We start from the raw sequence: 16958 nt of genomic DNA on the forward strand, positions 1-16958 counted from the left end.
GGCTGCTCGACCGGGCAACGGGCGCGACACCTGATTCCGATAAGGTCTCGGGGGTGAGCAACTCCCCGACCACGCAGAACGCGCCCGTAGACACTGCCGACGACAACGCCCCGGAACAACTCCGGATCCGTCGGGAGAAGCGCGACCGCATCCTGGGCGAGGGGCGCGAGGCCTACCCGGTCTCCATCGCGCGTACACACAGTCTGTCGGAGATCCGGGCCGCCCATCCCGACCTCGAGGCGGGCACCGAGACCGGCGAGATCGTCGGGGTGACCGGCCGCATCATCTTCCTGCGCAACAAGGGCAAGCTGTGTTTCGCCACCCTGCAGGAGGGGGACGGTACCCAGTTGCAGGCGATGATCAGCTTCAACGGTGTCGGCGAAGAGGCGCTGACCCGATGGAAGGCCGATGTGGACCTCGGTGACATCGTCTTCGTGCACGGCGAAGTGATCAGTTCACGCACCGGCGAGTTGTCGGTGATGGCCGATTCCTGGGAGATGGCGTCGAAGGCGTTGCGTCCCTTGCCCGTCGCGCACAAGGAGATGAACGAGGAGACCCGGGTCCGGCAACGCTACGTGGACCTCATCATGCGGCCGGAGGCGCGAGCGAATGCGCGAACCCGCATCGCGGTGATGTCCGAACTGCGAAATGCGTTGTCCCGCAGAGACTTTCTCGAGGTCGAGACCCCGATGCTGCAGACGCTGCACGGGGGTGCCGCAGCCCGTCCGTTCGTGACGCATTCGAACGCCTTCGACATGGATCTCTATCTGCGGATCGCGCCGGAGCTGTTCCTCAAGCGGTGCATCGTCGGCGGGATCGAGCGGGTCTTCGAGATCAACCGCAACTTCCGCAACGAGGGCGCCGACTCCACCCATTCGCCGGAGTTCGCGATGCTGGAGACCTATCAGGCCTACGGCACCTACGACGACGCTGCGGTGATGACTCGCGAACTGGTGCAAGAGGTCTCACAGGGAGCGCTGGGCACCCTGACGCCGACGATGGCCGACGGTAGCGAGTACGACCTGTCGGGGGAGTGGACGTCGCTGCAGATGTACCCGTCGCTGTCGGAGGCGCTGGGGAGCGAGATCGTCCCGATGAGCGGCGATGCCGGCACCAGCGTCGACGAACTGCTGTCGATCGCCGATCGGGTGGGACTCGAGGTCCCTAAGGACAAGGGCTACGGGCATGGCAAGCTCGTCGAAGAGCTCTGGGAGCACATGGTGGGGCAACATCTGTCGCAGCCGGTGTTTGTTCGTGACTTCCCGGTCGAGACATCGCCGCTGGTGCGAGCGCACCGCACCGTCGCGGGGGTGGTCGAGAAGTGGGACCTGTATGTGCGCGGCTTCGAACTCGCCACCGGCTATTCCGAGCTCGTCGACCCGGTCATCCAACGGGAGCGGTTCGTCGATCAGGCGCGGCTGGCCGCGGCCGGCGACGATGAGGCGATGCGTCTGGACGAGGAGTTCCTCGCCGCGATGGAGTACGGTATGCCCCCGACCGCCGGCACCGGCATGGGCATCGACCGCCTGCTGATGGCGCTGACCGGTCTCGGGATCCGCGAGACGATCCTGTTCCCGCTGGTCAAGCCGCGTTCGTGAGCCTGCCGTCGCGCGTCGGGAGTTCGTCGGTGACCAACCCCCGACGCGCAGAGACCGGCTAGCTGTTGGTGGTCCAGAGTGGCGGCAGGAACGGGAAGAGCGCGTTGTGGGTACCCGCGATCACATCCCAGATCGGCAGCCACACATTGTTGTAGACATCGGTGCCGGACAGCCAATAGCCGAGCTCCAGAATTGATTCCGTACTTCCCACGTCACTTGCCCTTCTGCCCAGGTCGGTGTGCACGATTCGGCACGGTCGGAACAATATCGGACACCGATCTGCCGACCGGCAGTGGGGTTAGGTTTGCCTAGCCAATACTCGGCAACGACGTCTGTGGATCGCAACCACACGGAGAACTGGCATCCACACAGGTTGTAACCGCCGTGGATGTCAGTTCCACGTGTGGTTTGCGTTGCGTCCCCGCCTGCGTGGTCACGCGAGTGTGGGTAGTTGCCGTTTGAGGATCTTGCCGGCCGCGTTACGCGGAAAGGCTTCGACGAACACCACCGATCGGGGCACCTTGAAGTTGGCCAGGTGCTCCCTGGCGTAGGCGATGACCGACGACTCGTCCAGCTCGGTGCCGTCGCGCACGGTCACGTAGGCGCGGCCGACCTCGCCGAGGCGTTCGTCCGGCACCCCGATCACCGCGGATTCGGTGATCCCGTCCAGTCGTGCGAGGGTCTGCTCGATCTCGGCGGGATAGACGTTGAAGCCTCCGCAGATGTACATGTCCTTGAGGCGGTCGGTGATCTTCAGATTGCCACGGTCGTCGATGGTGCCGATGTCGCCGGTGTGCAGCCAGCCGTCGTCGTCGATCGTCTCCTTCGTCGCGGCCGGGTCGTCGAGGTAGCCGCGCATCACCATGGTGCCGCGTGCCAGCACCTCACCCTGCTCCGACAACGCGATCTCCATGCCCTCGAACGCTCGGCCGCAGGTATTGGCGACGGTCTCGTCGTCGTCATCGGGAGTGCAGGTGGACACGAACCCGCTGGCCTCGGTCAGTCCGTATGCGGTGATGACGGTGTCGACGCCGAGGTCGCTCTGGAGTCGCTCGATCAGGACGACCGGCACGATCGCGGCGCCGGTCACCACCAGCCGCAGCGACGACAGGTCGTGCTCGGCCCGCGTCGGGTCGTCAAGGATCGTCTGGAAGATGGTGGGCGCCCCTGGGAAGACGGTGGCGCGCTGGGTTGCGGCGAGCCTCATGGCCTCGGCCGGCGAGTACACCGCCAGCGGCAGCATCGTCGAACCGAACAGCGTGCACGGCAGGATGCCGGCCTTGTAGCCGAAGGTGTGAAAGTACGGGTTCACCATCAGGTAGCGGTCGTCGGCGTTCAGTCGGCCGTTGGCGCCCCACGCGTGCGAACCGGCGATCGTCTGCTGGTGTTCGGCCAGTACACCTTTGGACTTGCCGGTGGTGCCAGAGGTGAACAGTATGTCGGAGATGTCGTCGGGGGCCACGGAATCCGCGCGTTTCTCGGCTTCTGCGCGTGTCTCCGGGGTGGCGCGATCGAGAAAGTCCGTCCACTCGACGGCGCCGGCGGGAATGGTGGAGGAGTTCTCGAATACCACGCCGACGACGGTGTCGGGCATCGCGGCGCGGTGATCGCGCATCAGGTCGGCCAGGTGATCGCCGCCCAGGAACTCGGAGGACACGATCACCGCGCGGGCGGCGGAACGCTCGATGATCTCGATCGCCTCACCGGCGGTGTAACGGGTGTTCAGCGGCACCAGCGTCGCGCCCGCATACTGCACACCGAGCGCGGCGATCGGCCAGTGATAGCTGTTCGGAGCCCAGATGGCGACGCGATCACCCGCGCCGATGCCCGACGCGATCAGCGCGGCGGCGCAGGTGCGTACCTGATGGGCGAATTGTGACCAGGTCAATTCCAGATGTGGTGTGTCCGACGATGTCCACTGGTCGTCGATGATGGCGGTGCGTGCCGGCCAGGTCTGTTCGGCCCTGCGCAGGGCAGCAGGGGTCGTCAGGATCGCCTCCATGCCCCCAACCTAGCACTTGCTTGGTGCGCTAAGCTAGCGGCCATGACCTCGATCAACCTGGCCGACCGGGCGGTCGACCTCGGCGAATGGGCGCAATCTGTGCCAGATGCCGATGAACAGTTCGCTCGTGCCGTGCGGACCTGGCTCGACGAGAACCTCGTCGGCGAGTTCGCACACCTCAAGGGGCGCGGCGGTCCGGGCAGCGAGCACGAGTTCTTCAGCGAGCGACTTGCATGGGATCGTCATCTGGCTCGGTCGGGCTGGACCTGCCTCGGCTGGCCGGCCCGATACGGAGGCCGGGGTGCCACGTTGGAACAGCGCATCATCTTCCATCAGGAGTACGCGCGCGCCGACGCCCCGGCGCGCGTCAACCACCTCGGTGAAGAGCTCCTGGGGCCCACCCTGATCGAGTACGGCACCGAGGAGCAGAAGCGACGCTTCCTGCCCGGCATCGTCGACGTCACCGAGTTGTGGGCGCAGGGCTACTCCGAACCCGGCGCCGGGTCCGACCTCGCCGGGGTCTCGACCAACGCTGCGCTCGACGACGCCGGAGAGCGGTGGGTCATCAACGGGCAGAAGATCTGGACGTCGCTGGCCCACGTCGCGCAGTGGTGTTTCGTCATCGCCCGGACCGAGAAGGGCTCATCGCGGCACGCCGGGCTGAGCTTCCTGCTGGTACCGCTCGAGCAGCCTGGTGTCACCGTCCGACCCATCCAACAGCTCACGGGTACATCGGAATTCAACGAGGTGTTCTTCGACGACGCGGTGACCGAGGCGGACCTCATCGTCGGCGAACCGGGTGACGGTTGGAAGGTCGCGATGGGCCTGCTGCAGTTCGAGCGGGGTGTCTCCACCCTCGGTCAGCAGGTCGGCTTCGAGCGGGAATGGCGCAACCTGGCCGAGATCGCACGACGCAACGGAGCGGCCCACAACCCGGAGATCGCTTCACGGTTGACGCGCGCCTGGATCGGTTTGAAGGTGATGCGCGCCAATGCCCAACGCACCCTCGCCGGCGACATCGTCTCCGGCGCCGGCGCCGCCTCGGTGTCGAAACTGTTGTGGGCCAACTGGCATCGCGACCTCGGCGAACTCGCGATGGCGATCATCGGGGCACCGTCGCTGATCGGCCCGACCCACACCGCCGAAGGCAGCGAGAACGACATCACCGACCCCGATCACGTCGAACTCGACGAATGGCAACGCCTGTTCCTGTTCACCCGCGCCGACACCATCTATGGCGGTTCGAACGAGGTGCAGCGCAACATCATCGCCGAGCGCGTGCTCGGCCTACCGCGAGAGGCCCGATCGTGACAGAAACCGCTGTCGATCCATCCGTCGTCCGTTCGCCGCTGGCAACACCGCCGGCCGAGACACCCGGACACGGACTGCTCCTCGGCCGCAAAGTCGTGGTGACCGCCGCCGCCGGCACCGGCATCGGCTTCGCCACCGCGCGCCGCGCGCTGCTCGAAGGCGCCGACGTGGTGATCAGCGATTGGCACGAACGCCGACTCGGCGAGGCGCAGGAAAAGCTCGCGGCCGAGTTCACCGATCGCACCGTCGGTCAGATCGTCTGCAACGTCCAGGAATCCGTGCAGGTCGATGCGCTGATCGAGGCTGCGGCAGGCGAACTCGGCCGCATCGACGTGCTGGTCAACAATGCCGGCCTCGGCGGCGAGACACCGGTCGCCGACATGACCGACGAGGAATGGGACCGCGTCCTCGACATCACGCTCAACGGGACCTTCCGTGCCACCCGTGCGGCGCTGCGCTACTTCCGTGGCGTCGATCACGGCGGGGTCATCGTCAACAACGCATCGGTACTCGGTTGGCGCGCCCAACGCGGCCAGGCGCACTATGCGGCGGCCAAGGCCGGCGTGATGGCGCTGACCCGCTGCTCGGCCGTGGAGGCCGCCGACTTCGGTGTCCGCATCAACGCGATCGCGCCATCCATCGCCAAACATCCCTTCCTGGCGAAGGTGACCAGCGACGAACTCCTCGACGAACTCGCTGCCAAGGAAGCGTACGGGCGGGCCGCCGAGGTCTGGGAGGTCGCCGCCACCATCGCCATGCTCGCCAGCGACTACACCACCTATCTCACCGGCGAGGTCGTCTCGATCTCCAGCCAGCGTGCCTGACCACAGAACAGGAGCCATGACATGACCACACCGCAGGCCTACATCGTCGACGCCATCCGCACCCCGGTCGGCAAGCGCAACGGTTCGCTCGCCAAGACCCACCCGGCGGATCTGGGTGCCCACGTGCTGACCTCTCTCGTCGAACGCACCGGGATCGACCCGAACGTGGTCGACGACGTGGTCTTCGGTTGCGTGGATGCCATCGGACCGCAGGCCGGCAACATCGCGCGCACCGCCTGGCTGGCCGCGGGGCTCCCGCTCGCCATACCGGGGACCACCGTGGATCGGCAGTGCGGGTCGTCGCAGCAGGCCATCCACTTCGCCGCGCAGGGCGTGATGAGCGGAACACAGGACGTCGTGGTCGCCGGCGGTGTGCAGAACATGAGCGCGATCCCTATCTCGCAGGCCATGATCGCCGGCCAGGAACTCGGCTTCACCACGCCTACCGCAGAATCCGCAGGGTGGCGCGAACGCTTCGGCGATGCCGCGATCTCCCAGTTCAACGGCGCCGACATGATGGCCAACAAGTGGGACATCTCCCGCGAGGACATGGAGCGCTGGGCGCTGCAGTCCCACGAGCGCGCTCGTGCCGCGATCGCCGAGGGCCGTTTCGACAACGAGACCGCGGCGCTCGGGGACTGCGTCGTCGACGAGTGCCCGCGCGAGACGTCGATGGAGAAGATGGCCGGGCTCGCCCCGTTGGCCGAGGGTTCGCGGCTGACCGCGGCGGTGTCGTCGCAGATCTCCGACGGCGCGTCGGCCACCCTGGTGGTCTCGGAGAATGCGCTCAAGGAGTACGGGCTGACGCCGCGCGCTCGCATCCACCACATGTCCGTGCGCGGCGACGACCCGGTGATGATGTTGTCGGCGCCCATCCCGGCGACCGCCTACGCGCTGCAGAAGACCGGCCTGTCGATCGACGACATCGACGTGGTCGAGATCAACGAGGCGTTCGCGTCGGTGGTGCTCTCGTGGCTGAAGGAGACCGGCGCCGATCCGGCAAAGGTCAATCCGAATGGCGGCGCCATCGCGCTCGGACACCCGCTGGGTGCCACCGGGGCCAAGTTGTTCGCCACCCTGCTCAACGAACTCGAGCGGTCGGGTGGTCGCTACGGTCTGCAGACCATGTGTGAGGGCGGCGGTACCGCGAACGTGACCATCGTCGAGCGGCTGAGCTGACTGCGCCCCGTCGCCTGGTTGTTGGAGGGCCGGCGATCGGGGGCCACCATCGTCGGCCGGGGGCTTCTGACTACGCATGTAGTCGTATATCCTGCTGTGACGCACTGCATAGTATGCTGGAACAAGTGCGGGGGATTGTTTCAAACAGCCCTCGTGTCGACCGGCACTACACGAAGGATCGCAATGACCAAACCAGCAGAGGTGAACACCGCGGCCGCCGGCCGGGTGTCGTCGGAAGCCCACTCCATGACCGAGCTGCTGGAGATCCAGCGCGCGGCGTTCCTGCGTGACGGCATCCCGGACGCGAAGACCCGCATCGATCGCATCACGCGCCTGTCGTCGCTGCTCCTGGACAACTCGGAGGAGATCGCGGCGGCCCTGGAGGCCGACTTCGGATCGCGGCCCCGTGAACTGTCGATGGCGACCGACATCGTCGGCTGCATGATCGACCTCACCCACCAGCGGCGGCACGCCGAGAAGTGGATGAAGGAGGTCAATGTCGCCAAGGGGCAGGGCCTGGCCGGCTTCAAGCAGCGACTGCGCCACGACCCGCTCGGCGTCGTCGGCATCATGGGCCCGTGGAACTTCCCGCTGAACCTGACCTTCGTGCCCGCCGGCTCGGCATTCGCCGCCGGTAACCGGGTGCTGATGCGTCCGTCGTCGGTCACCGCGCGCACCACCGACGTGATCGCCAAGCATGCGCCGGACTACTTCTCCATCGAAGAACTCGCCGTCATCACCAGCAAGCACGGCTCGGGGTCGGACTTCGCGAAACTGAAGGTCGACCACATGTTCTTCACCGGTTCGCCGGAGGTCGGTTCGTCGGTCGCGCAGGAGGCCGCGAAGAACCTGGTCCCGGTCACCCTGGAACTCGGTGGTAAGAACCCGGCCGTGGTGGACCCCGACGCCGACATCGACAAAGCCGCGAAGTTCTTGGCCGACGCGCGCATGGTCAACGGTGGTCAGGTCTGCCTGTGCCCCGACTATGTGTTCGTCCCCGAGGCCAAGCTCGGCGAGTTCACCGACAAGGTGATCGCGCGGTGGAAGGAGAAGTTCCCGACGATCCGGTCGAATACCGAGTACACCTCGACGATCAACGAGAAGAACTTCACCCGCATCGTCGGTCTGATCGAGGATGCCGAACAGCTGGGCGCCACCAAGCACCAGGTCATCCCGGCCGGCGAATCATTGCCGGACGCCGAGGCCCGTAAGATCCCGCCGACGCTGCTGACCGGGGTCAAGGCCGGCATGAAGATCGAGGAGGACGAGGTCTTCGGTCCGGTGTTGACGGTGTATCCGTACCGGGAGCTGTCCGAGGCGATCAGCCACATCAGCAGCCACCCGCATCCGCTGACGATGTACTGGTCCGGCGACGACAACGCGAACTACAAGAAGCTCATCGACGGCACCCGCAGCGGTTCGGTCAACGCCAACGACTTCGCCACGCATCTGTTCAGCTTGGAACTGCCGTTCGGCGGTGTCGGCAAGAGCGGCATGGGCGCCTACCACGGCCGCACGGGCTTCGAGACGTTCAGCCACGCGCGCGCGGTGACGGTGTCGACGCTCCCGGTCTCGATCGCCGAGATGATGTCGCCCCCGTTCACCAATCGGGACAAGAAGATGACCAACGGTCAGCTCAAGATGTGGGCGCGCTTCAACCGCAAGGCCATCAAGAAGAACAAGAAGCGCTGACGTAAGTTTCTCTCACAGGACTTCTCACCGGGAGTCGCTCGCTTGGCCGGGTTCGCATCGCGCGGGCCCGGCCAAGCGCTTGCTAGGGTGAACCCATGGCCCCACGTACCGGCACCGTCACCGGCTCCACCAGACGTGACGAGCTGCTGGCCACGGCCGGCCAGATGTTCGCCGAACAAGGGCTGCGATCCACCACGGTGCGCGACATCGCCGATGCCGCGGGGATCCTGTCCGGAAGTCTGTATCACCATTTCGACTCCAAAGAGTCGATGGTCGACGAGATCTTGCGCGGCTTCCTCGAGGATCTGTTTGCCCGGTACCGCGAGATCGCCGCGGCCGGTCTCACCGCCGCGGAGACGTTGCGTCGGCTCGTCGTCGCGTCGTTCGAATCGATCGATGCGCAGCGCAATGCGGTCGCCATCTATCAGGACGAAGCCAAACGTCTTGCGGCGCAGGAGCGATTCGGTTACATCGGTGAACTCAACACCGAGTTCCGGCAACTGTGGCACGCCGTGTTGCAGCGCGGCGTGGACGACGGTGAGTTCCGTGCCGACCTCGACGTCGAACTGGCCTACCGCTTCCTGCGGGACACCGTCTGGGTGGCGGTGCGCTGGTACCGGCCCGGGGGTGCGTTGTCGGCCGACGACATCGCCGAGCAATATTTGTCGATCGTGTTGGACGGCATGCTGCCGCGCTGACCCTCCCGAGCACCGAGCGCCACCACGCGGTCCCTGCGGAGCGGTTGATAGTGTGACCTGCGTTACGAGCAAAGGGGCACGCCATGACAGAGCGCTACACACCCACAACCGCCGCAGCCATCGACACGGTCCGTCAGCACACGCTCGGTGACCTGCTGCGTCGCACTGCATTGCGCGTGCCCGACAAGGTCGCGGTCATCAGCGGTGACACGACGCTGACGTACGCCGACTTCGACCGTGCGGCGAACCGCTGCGCCAACGCGCTGTCGTCGCGGGGCGTGGTCAAGGGCGACCGGATCGCGCTTGTCAGCCACAACTGCTGGCAGTTCGCAGTCCTGCACTATGCCTCGGCGCGTCTGGGCGCGGTGCTCGTCCCGGTGAACTTCGGCCTCGGCCCCGAGGAGATCAGTTTCATCCTCGACCATTCGGGTGTGAGTGTCGTGGTGACCGAGGACGCGCTGGCGTCGACGGTCAGCAAGGCGATGGAGTTGTCGGGATTGACCGACGCCGTCCGCGGCTGGATTCCGATGGGTGGGGTATCCGCGGAGGCGGGCTGGGAGAGTGTCGACGAATGGATGACCACCGGTGACGAGTCCGTGCCGCAGGTGGCCATCGCCGATGACGACCCGCTGCGTCTGATGTACACCAGCGGCACCGAGTCGCGACCCAAGGGTGTATTGCTGTCATCGAAATCCTTGATCAGCCAGTATGTCTCGTGTGCCATCGACGGCGGAATGAGTGGTGACGACGTAGAGATCCACTCCTTGCCGCTGTTCCATTGCGCGCAGCTCGACTGCTTCCTGTCGGTCGACGTCTACCTCGGCGCCACCAGTATCATCCTGCCCGGGCCCGACCCCGCGGCGATGCTCGAGACGATCGAGCAACGGAAGGTGACGAAACTGTTCTGTCCGCCCACGGTGTGGATCTCGCTGTTGCGGCACCCGGACTTCGACCGGCGTGACCTGTCGTCGTTGCGCAAGGGCTACTACGGCGCGTCCGCCATGCCCGTCGAAGTACTCCGTGAACTCGGCGAGCGACTCCCCGACGTCTCGCTGTGGAACTTCTATGGCCAGACCGAGATGTCGCCGTTGGCAACGATTCTGCAGCCACACGAGCAACTCGACCGGGCGGGCTCGGCCGGTCGTGCCGCGCTCAACGTGGAGACCCGGGTCGTCGACGACGAGGACAATCCGGTCCCCACCGGTGAGGTGGGCGAGATCGTGCATCGCAGCCCGCACGCCTCGCTCGGCTACTACAACGACGAGGACAAGACCGCGGCCGCCTTCCGCAACGGCTGGTTCCACTCCGGCGACCTCGGCATCATCGATGCCGACGGCTATCTCTCGGTGGTGGACCGAAAGAAGGACATGATCAAGACCGGCGGTGAGAACGTGGCCTCGCGCGAGGTGGAGGAGGCCATCTATCTGCTCGACGGAGTCGCCGAGGTGGCGGTGTTCGGTGTGCCGCACCCGAAGTGGATCGAAGCAGTGGCCGCAGTCGTGGTGCCCAAACAGGGGGTGACGCTGACCGAGGAGCAAGTGTCCGACCATGTGGCGGGCGTTCTCGCCGGCTACAAGCGACCCAAGTACGTGGTACTCGCCGATGCGCTGCCGAAGAACCCCAGCGGGAAGATCCTCAAGAAGGATCTGCGAGTGCGGCACGCGGACATCGCCGAGGCCTGAGCCGGCTCACGGCGCCCGCCGTCACCCCAACGTGCCGAGCGCCTTCAATCGGCCCTGCGCCTGCGTCATGATCGACTGGACCAGTTCGTCGCAGCTGGGCAGATCGTCGATCATGCCCACCACCTGACCGGACGCGAGCACCCCGGCCCGGGTGTCTCCCTGGACGAGACCGGCCCGCAACAGCATGGGGGTGTTGCCGGCCATGATGATCTGTTGCCAGCTGCGCTCGCCAGACTTGCGCATCGTGCGTCCGTCGCGGAGCATCGTCGTCCACTTCATGCCGGTCAACTGTTTGAACTCGTTGGCGTTGCGGGCCGCTGCGATCAACGCCGTGGCGCGGCTGCCACTTTCGAGGGCCTCGACCAGAGGAGTGCGCAGGACGCGATGCGGCATGCCGTCGACTTTCACTGACACCACGGTGTCACCGAGACCGCGGCCCAGGTATTCCTGTTTGACGGCGTCGGGGACGGCGCTGTCGGAGGTCAGCAGGAATCGGGTGCCCATCGCGACTCCCTCGGCGCCGTATGACAGCGCAGCCACCAGGCCGCGGCCGTCGAAGAATCCGCCCGCTGCCACCACCGGTATACCGTTGCTTCCCAAAGCGTCCAGCACCGACGGCAGCAGCAGGGTGGTGGCCACCGGACCGGTGTGCCCGCCGCCTTCACCGCCCTGCACGATGACCGCATCGGCGCCCCACGACGCCACCTTGACCGCGTGCTTGGCAGCGCCGATGGACGGGATCACCACGACCCCGTTCTCCTTCAGCTTCGCGATCAACTCCTGCTTCGGCGCGAGGGCAAAGGACGCCACTCGCACCCCTTCGCGGATCAGCAGATCGATCCGCTGCGGTGCGTCGGTGGCATCAGCCCGGATGTTGACGCCGAACGGCTTGTCGGTCAACGACTTCGTCTTGGCGATCGCCGCTTCGAGTTCGTCGTAGGTCATCGTCGCCGAGGCGAGGATGCCCAGCCCGCCGGCATTCGAGGTTGCCGAGGTGAGCGACGGCCCGGACACCCAGCCCATGCCGGTCTGCACAATCGGGTACTCGATGCCGACGAGTTCGGTGAATCGGGTCGACAATCCCGCCGCACGTGCTGCGGCACTCATTTCACTTCTCGATTCCGTACGCCCTTGGGATCGAGGACATCCCGGATCAGAGCCAGCTCCTCATCGGAGGGTAGACGTGTGTTCGGAGCGTCGGCGAGACCGGCGATGTCGAACCCGGTGTTCTCCGCGACCTCGTCGGCCGTGACGCCCGGATGCAACGACCGTGCCCGCATGGTGTGTTCTGGGCCCTCGAAGTCGAAGACGCCCAGATTGGTGACCACCCGCGGGATATTCAGATAGCGAAACGCCGGATTGTCGGGATCGACCTTGTCGTAACCGACCCCGGAGACGATGTCGACGTGCTCGGTGAACACCCGCGTGGTGTGGCGGGCCACCCAATAGCTCGTCGGGTGATTGATGGTGTTGCCGGGCGCGCCGCGCACGCCGAACATCTGGCGGGTCGGATGCTGCAACGGCCCGAAGGCCGACAGGTTCTGATTGCCGTAACGGTCGATCTGGTTGGCGCCCATCACCACGTGGCGACGTCCCGAGGCGACCACGTCGAAGACCTTCCGGAACGGCATCCAGCCCTCGATGGGTCCGGACTTGCCGATCGGCGGGGTGTCGGCGAGGACGAGTGCCTCACCATCGGTGATGAGCAGGTCGGGTTCGATGGTCAGTCGGGCCAGGCGGGCGCCGATCAACGGGGTCGGTGCCATCGGCGAGGCCATGATCTCGCCTGCACCGGAGAAGATCTCGGCACACGCCACGACGCAGATCTCGGCGCGGGTGATTTCGACTGGCTCGGTCGGTGAAGAACTCGTATCGGCGGCGGTGCTCATTGCTTGTCCTCCTGCTCGCTCTGCCATTCGGTGACGGCGCGCTGATAGTCGGCCTCGTCGACCTCGAGGAAGCGCTTGGCAAAGGCCGCCCACGTCTGCGGGTCTTTGGCCGATTCCACGTAGAACTGCTGGAACTTCTCATCACGGCCGTACTCGCCGGCAAAGGTGAAGTGTGCGCCGTTCGGTGCATGCACGACGCGATCGACATTCATCCGGTTCAGTAGCAGTCGTTGCGTGGGAACGGTTTTCACGAGCACCTCGGTGGACACGATCTGGTCGGTCTCCAGGTAGCGACGTTCGGCGGCGCCGCAGAAGATGTCGTCCATGTACGGATCGACGCCGGTATAGGCGGCGTTGCCGCGATTGTCGGCGAGATCGAGATGGACGAATGCGGCATCGAGGCGCAGCGCGGGCATGGCGATCAGGGTCTCGGTCCTCCCGTCGGCCGCCGGATAGGGGGAATCGACCGTCCTCAGTTCGCCGTCCCAGAAGTTGGGCACGTCCGAGCCGAGTCCGGCGCGGATCGGCAGGAACGGCAGTCGCGCGGCGGCGGCTTCGAGGCCGCACTTGACCATGCCCTCATCCATCTCACGGGCCTCGAGCGTGCCCGACGTGCGGGCCTTCGCGAACCACGGGTCGTAGAACGGCGCCGAGTCCAAGGACACGAAGCCGTAATAGGCGCGTCGGACCTTGTCTGCCGCGCAGAGCAATCCGAGATCCGGGCCGCCGTAGGTGACGACGGTCAGATCCTTGACGTCGGAGCGGGCGAGCGCACGGACCAGCGCCATCGGCTTGCGGCGCGAGCCCCATCCGCCGATGCCGATGGTCATGCCGTCACGCAGTTCGCCGATGACCTCGTCGAGGGAACTGGTCTTGTCGGTCGGGGTGGCCGTCATCAGGCGCGTCCTCCGTTGCTGTTCGATCCGGCAGTGTCGAGGACCTTGCCGGTGCTGACGAAGGCGTCGCGATGTTCGTCGGCTACGCCGGCCAGATTGAGTTCGAAGGTGAAGCCCTGCTCGAGTCGGTAGCTGCTCTTCACATCGACCGGATCGATGTGATTGATGGCCTCTTTGGCGGCCCGGATCACTCGGGTGTCCTTGGTGGCGATCTGCTCGGCGACCTCCATCGCCGCGTCCAGCAGGTCGGCCCGGGGCACGACGCGGTAGACCGAACCGAAGTGTTCGAGCTGCTGGGCGGTCACATTCTGCGCGGTGTAGTAGAGCGTGCGCATCATGTGTTGCGGTACCAGCCGGGCCAGGTGGGTGGCCGCCCCGAGGGCGCCGCGATCCACCTCGGGCAGGCCGAAGACGGCATCGTCGGAAGCGATGATGACATCGGCATTGCCGACCAGACCGATCCCGCCGCCGACGCAGAAGCCGTTGACCGCCACGATCACCGGCACCTTGCAGTCGTAGACGGCGGAGAAGGCAGCCGCGCATCCCCGATTGGCGCCGATCAGCGCGTCGAACCCGTCGGTCGCCTGCATCTCCTTGATGTCGACGCCGGCGTTGAACCCGCGCCCCTCGGCTCGCAGGATCACCACATGGGTGGTCATGTCCTCGCCGGCTGTGGTGATGGCGTCGGCCAGCTCGAACCACGCCGCCGACGGCAATGCGTTGACGGGCGGGTAGTCGACGGTCACCGTCACGATCCCGTTGTCGGTGCGTGTCGTGGTGATCGGCACACCTGCTCCTCTCGGTTTGTACAGCGCAACCAAGCAAGTGCTTGGTTGTTTGGTAGGGTAGCACTCATGAAGTCAGACGGGCAGGCCGCTGGTCAGGGCGTCGTCGGCGCCGGTGCCGCTTCGGTCGCCGCGCGTGGACCGGACATGGGTTTGGACAAGAAGGTCGTACTCGTCACCGGCGGGACGCGCGGGGTCGGTGCGGGCATCACGCGCGTGCTGGCCGAGTTCGGCGCGGTTCCGGTGGTGTGTGGCCGCCACCCCGGAGCCGACTCGGACGTCGAGTTCATCGCCTGTGACGTGCGTGATGCCGACGCGGTCGATGTCATGGTGCGTGACATCGTCGAGACGCACGGTCGGCTCGACGGGGTGGTGAACAATGCCGGGGGCTCGCCGTTCGCGCTGGCCGCCGATGCCTCACCGCGGTTCACCAGCAAGATCGTGGAGCTGAACCTGCTCGGCCCGTTGGCCGTCGCGCGCGCGGCTCACGCAGTGATGCGTGAGCAGTCCGGCGGCGGTGCAATCGTCAATGTGTCCAGCGTCAGCGGGCATCGGCCGTCGCCGGGAACTTCGGCCTACGGTGCGGCCAAGGCGGGACTGGACAACGCGATGACGTCGCTGGCGATCGAATGGGCGCCACATGTACGCATCAACTCCGTGGTGTGCGGGTCGGTGCTGACCGAACAGGCGCATCTGCACTTCGGTGACGATGCCGGCATCGCAGCGGTCGGGGAGACGATCCCGATGCAGCGACTCGCGATGCCCGAAGACGTCGGCAATGCTGTCGCGTTTCTGCTCAGTCCGCTGGCCGGTTACATCACCGGTTCAACGCTGACCGTGCATGGTGGTGGTGAGCGACCGGCCTTCCTGGCCGCGGCGACCGCCGACAACAAGGTATGAGCGCACCGCCCGAACCCGGCACGCGCGAACGAGGAAGGGGAGAAGCGTTGGTTGACAAGCTGAATGAGGGACGTGTCGCGATCGTGACAGGTGCCGGCCAGGGCATCGGTCGAGCGCATGCGCTCGCGTTCGCCGCCGAGGGTGCACACGTGGTGGTGAACGATTTCGACACCAACTCGGCGCATGCCGTGGCCGACGAGATCGTCGCTGCCGGTGGAAAGGCCGTTCCCGTCGTCTCCGATGTGGCCGACTGGGATGCCGGTAAGGATATGATCGCCGGCGCCGTCGAGGCCTTCGGTGGGCTCGACATCATCGTCAACAACGCCGGTTTCGTGCGGGACCGGATGCTGGTCGCCATGTCCGAAGACGAGTGGGACGCTGTGGTGCGGGTTCATCTCAAGGGGCATTTCGTGACACTGCATCATGCCGCCGCATACTGGCGCGCCGAATCGAAGGCCGGTCGTCCGCGAACCGCTCGGATCATCAACACCTCATCGGGCGCAGGCCTTTTCGGGTCGGTGGGGCAGGGCAACTACGTGGCGGCGAAAGCCGGTATCACCGCTCTGACCATTCAGGCGGCGGCCGAGCTGGCCGGCTACGGGGTGACGGCCAATGCGATCGCGCCGTCCGCGCGGACTCAGATGACCATGGGTGCCGGCGAGGCGATGGCAGCGCAGATGGCCGCACCCGCCGACGGCTCCTTCGACGCCATGGATCCCGCGAACATCTCGCCGCTGGTGGTGTGGCTCGGCTCGCCGGAGTCCGCCGGGGTCACCGGACGGGTCTTCGAGGTCGAGGGCGGGAAGGTCACCGTCATCGACGCATTCCAGCGCAGTGCCGAGCAGGACAAGGGATCGCGCTGGGCGCCGGGCGAACTGGGTGCGGTGGTCGAAGAACTCCTTGCGAAGTCGCCGGTGCCCGTTCCGGTCTACGGCGCGCGGTAGACGTGACGCCGGACCTGGACCCCGAACGGGCGGCGCAACGCGTCGCCGCCGCGCGTGCCTACGTCGACGCGCTCGTCAGCCACGATCCGTCCGGGGTGTCGCTGCATCCGGAGTGCACCCGGGTCGAGCTGGGCTTCAAGACCGGCCGCAACGGGCCGCACATCGCGCGCGGTCTCCGGCGGGGGCCGCAATTCCGGTTGATCCACCGGATCAGTGAGTTCTCGGCGGATGTCGACGGCCACATGGTGGCCACGCGGTACTGGGTGCATGTGCGGCCCAAGATGCTCGGGTTGGCCGCGCATGTGCACGAGTCGTTCGTGGTCGACGAGGACAACCGGATCCGGGCGATCGTCGCGAGATTCGGGGTGCCGCGCAAGCGCGGGTAGGGGCGCTCGGGTGCTGCGGTCTCGATACGCATGCTCGCCCAGGGGCTCGCAGGCTACTAATGGGAGCTACTGGGTCTGGTCGTGAGTTTGGGTCAGACTTGGTGTTGGTGGCTGCTGCTGGGTGAGCACTCGTGGCTACGGAACCGTTGATGGCGAGTTCTGGATCGAGACC

At 66.1% G+C, this 16958-nt stretch carries 16 protein-coding genes; 10 read left to right on the forward strand and 6 right to left on the reverse strand.

The genetic code is table 11. The features are described 5' to 3' along the window. Positions 1 to 53 precede the first annotated feature (53 nt). Entirely contained in the window at positions 54 to 1598 is a 1545-nt protein-coding gene (gene lysS / locus L1892_RS15420; RefSeq protein WP_235724488.1) for a lysine--tRNA ligase, read from the forward strand. Between the two features lie 58 nt (positions 1599 to 1656). Here lysS and L1892_RS15425 read toward each other — a convergent pair whose 3' ends face one another. Next, positions 1657 to 1809: a hypothetical protein gene (locus L1892_RS15425; protein WP_235724489.1), complete on the reverse strand. Its 153-nt coding sequence runs from the start codon at positions 1807 to 1809 to the stop codon at positions 1657 to 1659. Between the two features lie 222 nt (positions 1810 to 2031). Beyond that, on the reverse strand, positions 2032 to 3600 hold the full coding sequence (locus tag L1892_RS15430; RefSeq protein ID WP_235724490.1) for a FadD3 family acyl-CoA ligase: 1569 nt from the start codon (positions 3598 to 3600) through the stop codon (positions 2032 to 2034). A 42-nt stretch (positions 3601 to 3642) separates the two neighbouring features. On the opposite strand from L1892_RS15430, the gene L1892_RS15435 reads away from it, so the two are divergent. The 6 genes from L1892_RS15435 (at position 3643) to L1892_RS15460 (ending at position 10986) form a co-directional block, all read left to right on the forward strand. Continuing rightward, positions 3643 to 4911, forward strand: a complete 1269-nt coding sequence (locus L1892_RS15435; protein WP_235724491.1) for an acyl-CoA dehydrogenase family protein — start codon at positions 3643 to 3645, stop codon at positions 4909 to 4911. Next, complete coding sequence (locus L1892_RS15440; protein WP_235724492.1) at positions 4908 to 5735, forward strand: SDR family oxidoreductase; 828 nt, start codon at positions 4908 to 4910, stop codon at positions 5733 to 5735. Before L1892_RS15435 ends, L1892_RS15440 begins: the two co-directional genes overlap by 4 nt. 21 nt (positions 5736 to 5756) lie before the next feature. Beyond that, positions 5757 to 6914, forward strand: a complete 1158-nt coding sequence (locus L1892_RS15445) for an acetyl-CoA C-acetyltransferase (RefSeq protein ID WP_235724493.1) — start codon at positions 5757 to 5759, stop codon at positions 6912 to 6914. Between the two features lie 183 nt (positions 6915 to 7097). Next, on the forward strand, positions 7098 to 8606 hold the full coding sequence (locus L1892_RS15450) for an aldehyde dehydrogenase family protein (RefSeq protein ID WP_235724494.1): 1509 nt from the start codon (positions 7098 to 7100) through the stop codon (positions 8604 to 8606). Positions 8607 to 8701: 95 nt separating this feature from the next. Next, complete coding sequence (locus L1892_RS15455; protein ID WP_235724495.1) at positions 8702 to 9304, forward strand: TetR/AcrR family transcriptional regulator; 603 nt, start codon at positions 8702 to 8704, stop codon at positions 9302 to 9304. A gap of 83 nt (positions 9305 to 9387) precedes the next feature. Next, positions 9388 to 10986, forward strand: a complete 1599-nt coding sequence (locus tag L1892_RS15460) for an acyl-CoA synthetase (RefSeq protein WP_235724496.1) — start codon at positions 9388 to 9390, stop codon at positions 10984 to 10986. Positions 10987 to 11007: 21 nt separating this feature from the next. Here the strand turns inward: L1892_RS15460 and L1892_RS15465 are convergent, their stop codons facing one another. From L1892_RS15465 to echA20, 4 genes are read right to left on the reverse strand one after another with little or no spacing between them, the layout of a single operon-like run. After that, positions 11008 to 12093 (reverse strand): NAD(P)H-dependent flavin oxidoreductase, encoded by a 1086-nt coding sequence (locus tag L1892_RS15465; protein ID WP_235724497.1) that lies wholly within the window; start codon positions 12091 to 12093, stop codon positions 11008 to 11010. Beyond that, positions 12090 to 12875, reverse strand: a complete 786-nt coding sequence (locus tag L1892_RS15470; protein ID WP_235724498.1) for a CoA-transferase subunit beta — start codon at positions 12873 to 12875, stop codon at positions 12090 to 12092. The genes L1892_RS15465 and L1892_RS15470 overlap by 4 nt, the downstream gene beginning before the upstream one ends. Further along, positions 12872 to 13771 (reverse strand): CoA transferase subunit A, encoded by a 900-nt coding sequence (locus L1892_RS15475; protein WP_235724499.1) that lies wholly within the window; start codon positions 13769 to 13771, stop codon positions 12872 to 12874. Before L1892_RS15475 ends, L1892_RS15470 begins: the two co-directional genes overlap by 4 nt. Further along, complete coding sequence (echA20, locus tag L1892_RS15480; protein ID WP_235724500.1) at positions 13771 to 14559, reverse strand: (7aS)-7a-methyl-1,5-dioxo-2,3,5,6,7,7a-hexahydro-1H-indene-carboxyl-CoA hydrolase; 789 nt, start codon at positions 14557 to 14559, stop codon at positions 13771 to 13773. The genes L1892_RS15475 and echA20 overlap by 1 nt, the downstream gene beginning before the upstream one ends. A gap of 144 nt (positions 14560 to 14703) precedes the next feature. Here echA20 and L1892_RS15485 point away from each other — a divergent pair, with 144 nt between their 5' ends. Genes L1892_RS15485 through L1892_RS15495 form a run of 3 tightly spaced genes read left to right on the forward strand, consistent with a single transcriptional unit; the run spans position 14704 to position 16786 of the window. Next, entirely contained in the window at positions 14704 to 15456 is a 753-nt protein-coding gene (locus L1892_RS15485; protein WP_235724510.1) for an SDR family oxidoreductase, read from the forward strand. Between the two features lie 47 nt (positions 15457 to 15503). Next, positions 15504 to 16400: an SDR family oxidoreductase gene (locus L1892_RS15490; RefSeq protein ID WP_235724501.1), complete on the forward strand. Its 897-nt coding sequence runs from the start codon at positions 15504 to 15506 to the stop codon at positions 16398 to 16400. A gap of 2 nt (positions 16401 to 16402) precedes the next feature. Beyond that, the gene (locus tag L1892_RS15495) at positions 16403 to 16786 is read left to right on the forward strand and encodes a DUF8021 domain-containing protein (protein ID WP_235724502.1); all 384 of its coding nucleotides are present in this window, start codon (positions 16403 to 16405) and stop codon (positions 16784 to 16786) included. Positions 16787 to 16958 lie beyond the last annotated feature (172 nt).

It is taken from the genome of Gordonia tangerina, from assembly GCF_021556435.1.
Taxonomy (GTDB): domain Bacteria; phylum Actinomycetota; class Actinomycetes; order Mycobacteriales; family Mycobacteriaceae; genus Gordonia; species Gordonia tangerina.

Excerpts from the sequence above, each read along its gene's own strand:
- L1892_RS15435 (WP_235724491.1), top strand. The coding sequence starts at position 3,643 with ATGACCTCGATCAACCTGGCCGACCGGGCGGTCGACCTCGGCGAATGG.
- L1892_RS15465 (WP_235724497.1), bottom strand. The coding sequence starts at position 12,093 with ATGAGTGCCGCAGCACGTGCGGCGGGATTGTCGACCCGATTCACCGAA.
- L1892_RS15485 (WP_235724510.1), top strand. The coding sequence starts at position 14,704 with ATGGGTTTGGACAAGAAGGTCGTACTCGTCACCGGCGGGACGCGCGGG.
- L1892_RS15475 (WP_235724499.1), bottom strand. The coding sequence starts at position 13,771 with ATGACGGCCACCCCGACCGACAAGACCAGTTCCCTCGACGAGGTCATC.
- L1892_RS15470 (WP_235724498.1), bottom strand. The coding sequence starts at position 12,875 with ATGAGCACCGCCGCCGATACGAGTTCTTCACCGACCGAGCCAGTCGAA.
- L1892_RS15430 (WP_235724490.1), bottom strand. The coding sequence starts at position 3,600 with ATGGAGGCGATCCTGACGACCCCTGCTGCCCTGCGCAGGGCCGAACAG.
- L1892_RS15445 (WP_235724493.1), top strand. The coding sequence starts at position 5,757 with ATGACCACACCGCAGGCCTACATCGTCGACGCCATCCGCACCCCGGTC.
- L1892_RS15455 (WP_235724495.1), top strand. The coding sequence starts at position 8,702 with ATGGCCCCACGTACCGGCACCGTCACCGGCTCCACCAGACGTGACGAG.
- L1892_RS15460 (WP_235724496.1), top strand. The coding sequence starts at position 9,388 with ATGACAGAGCGCTACACACCCACAACCGCCGCAGCCATCGACACGGTC.
- L1892_RS15450 (WP_235724494.1), top strand. The coding sequence starts at position 7,098 with ATGACCAAACCAGCAGAGGTGAACACCGCGGCCGCCGGCCGGGTGTCG.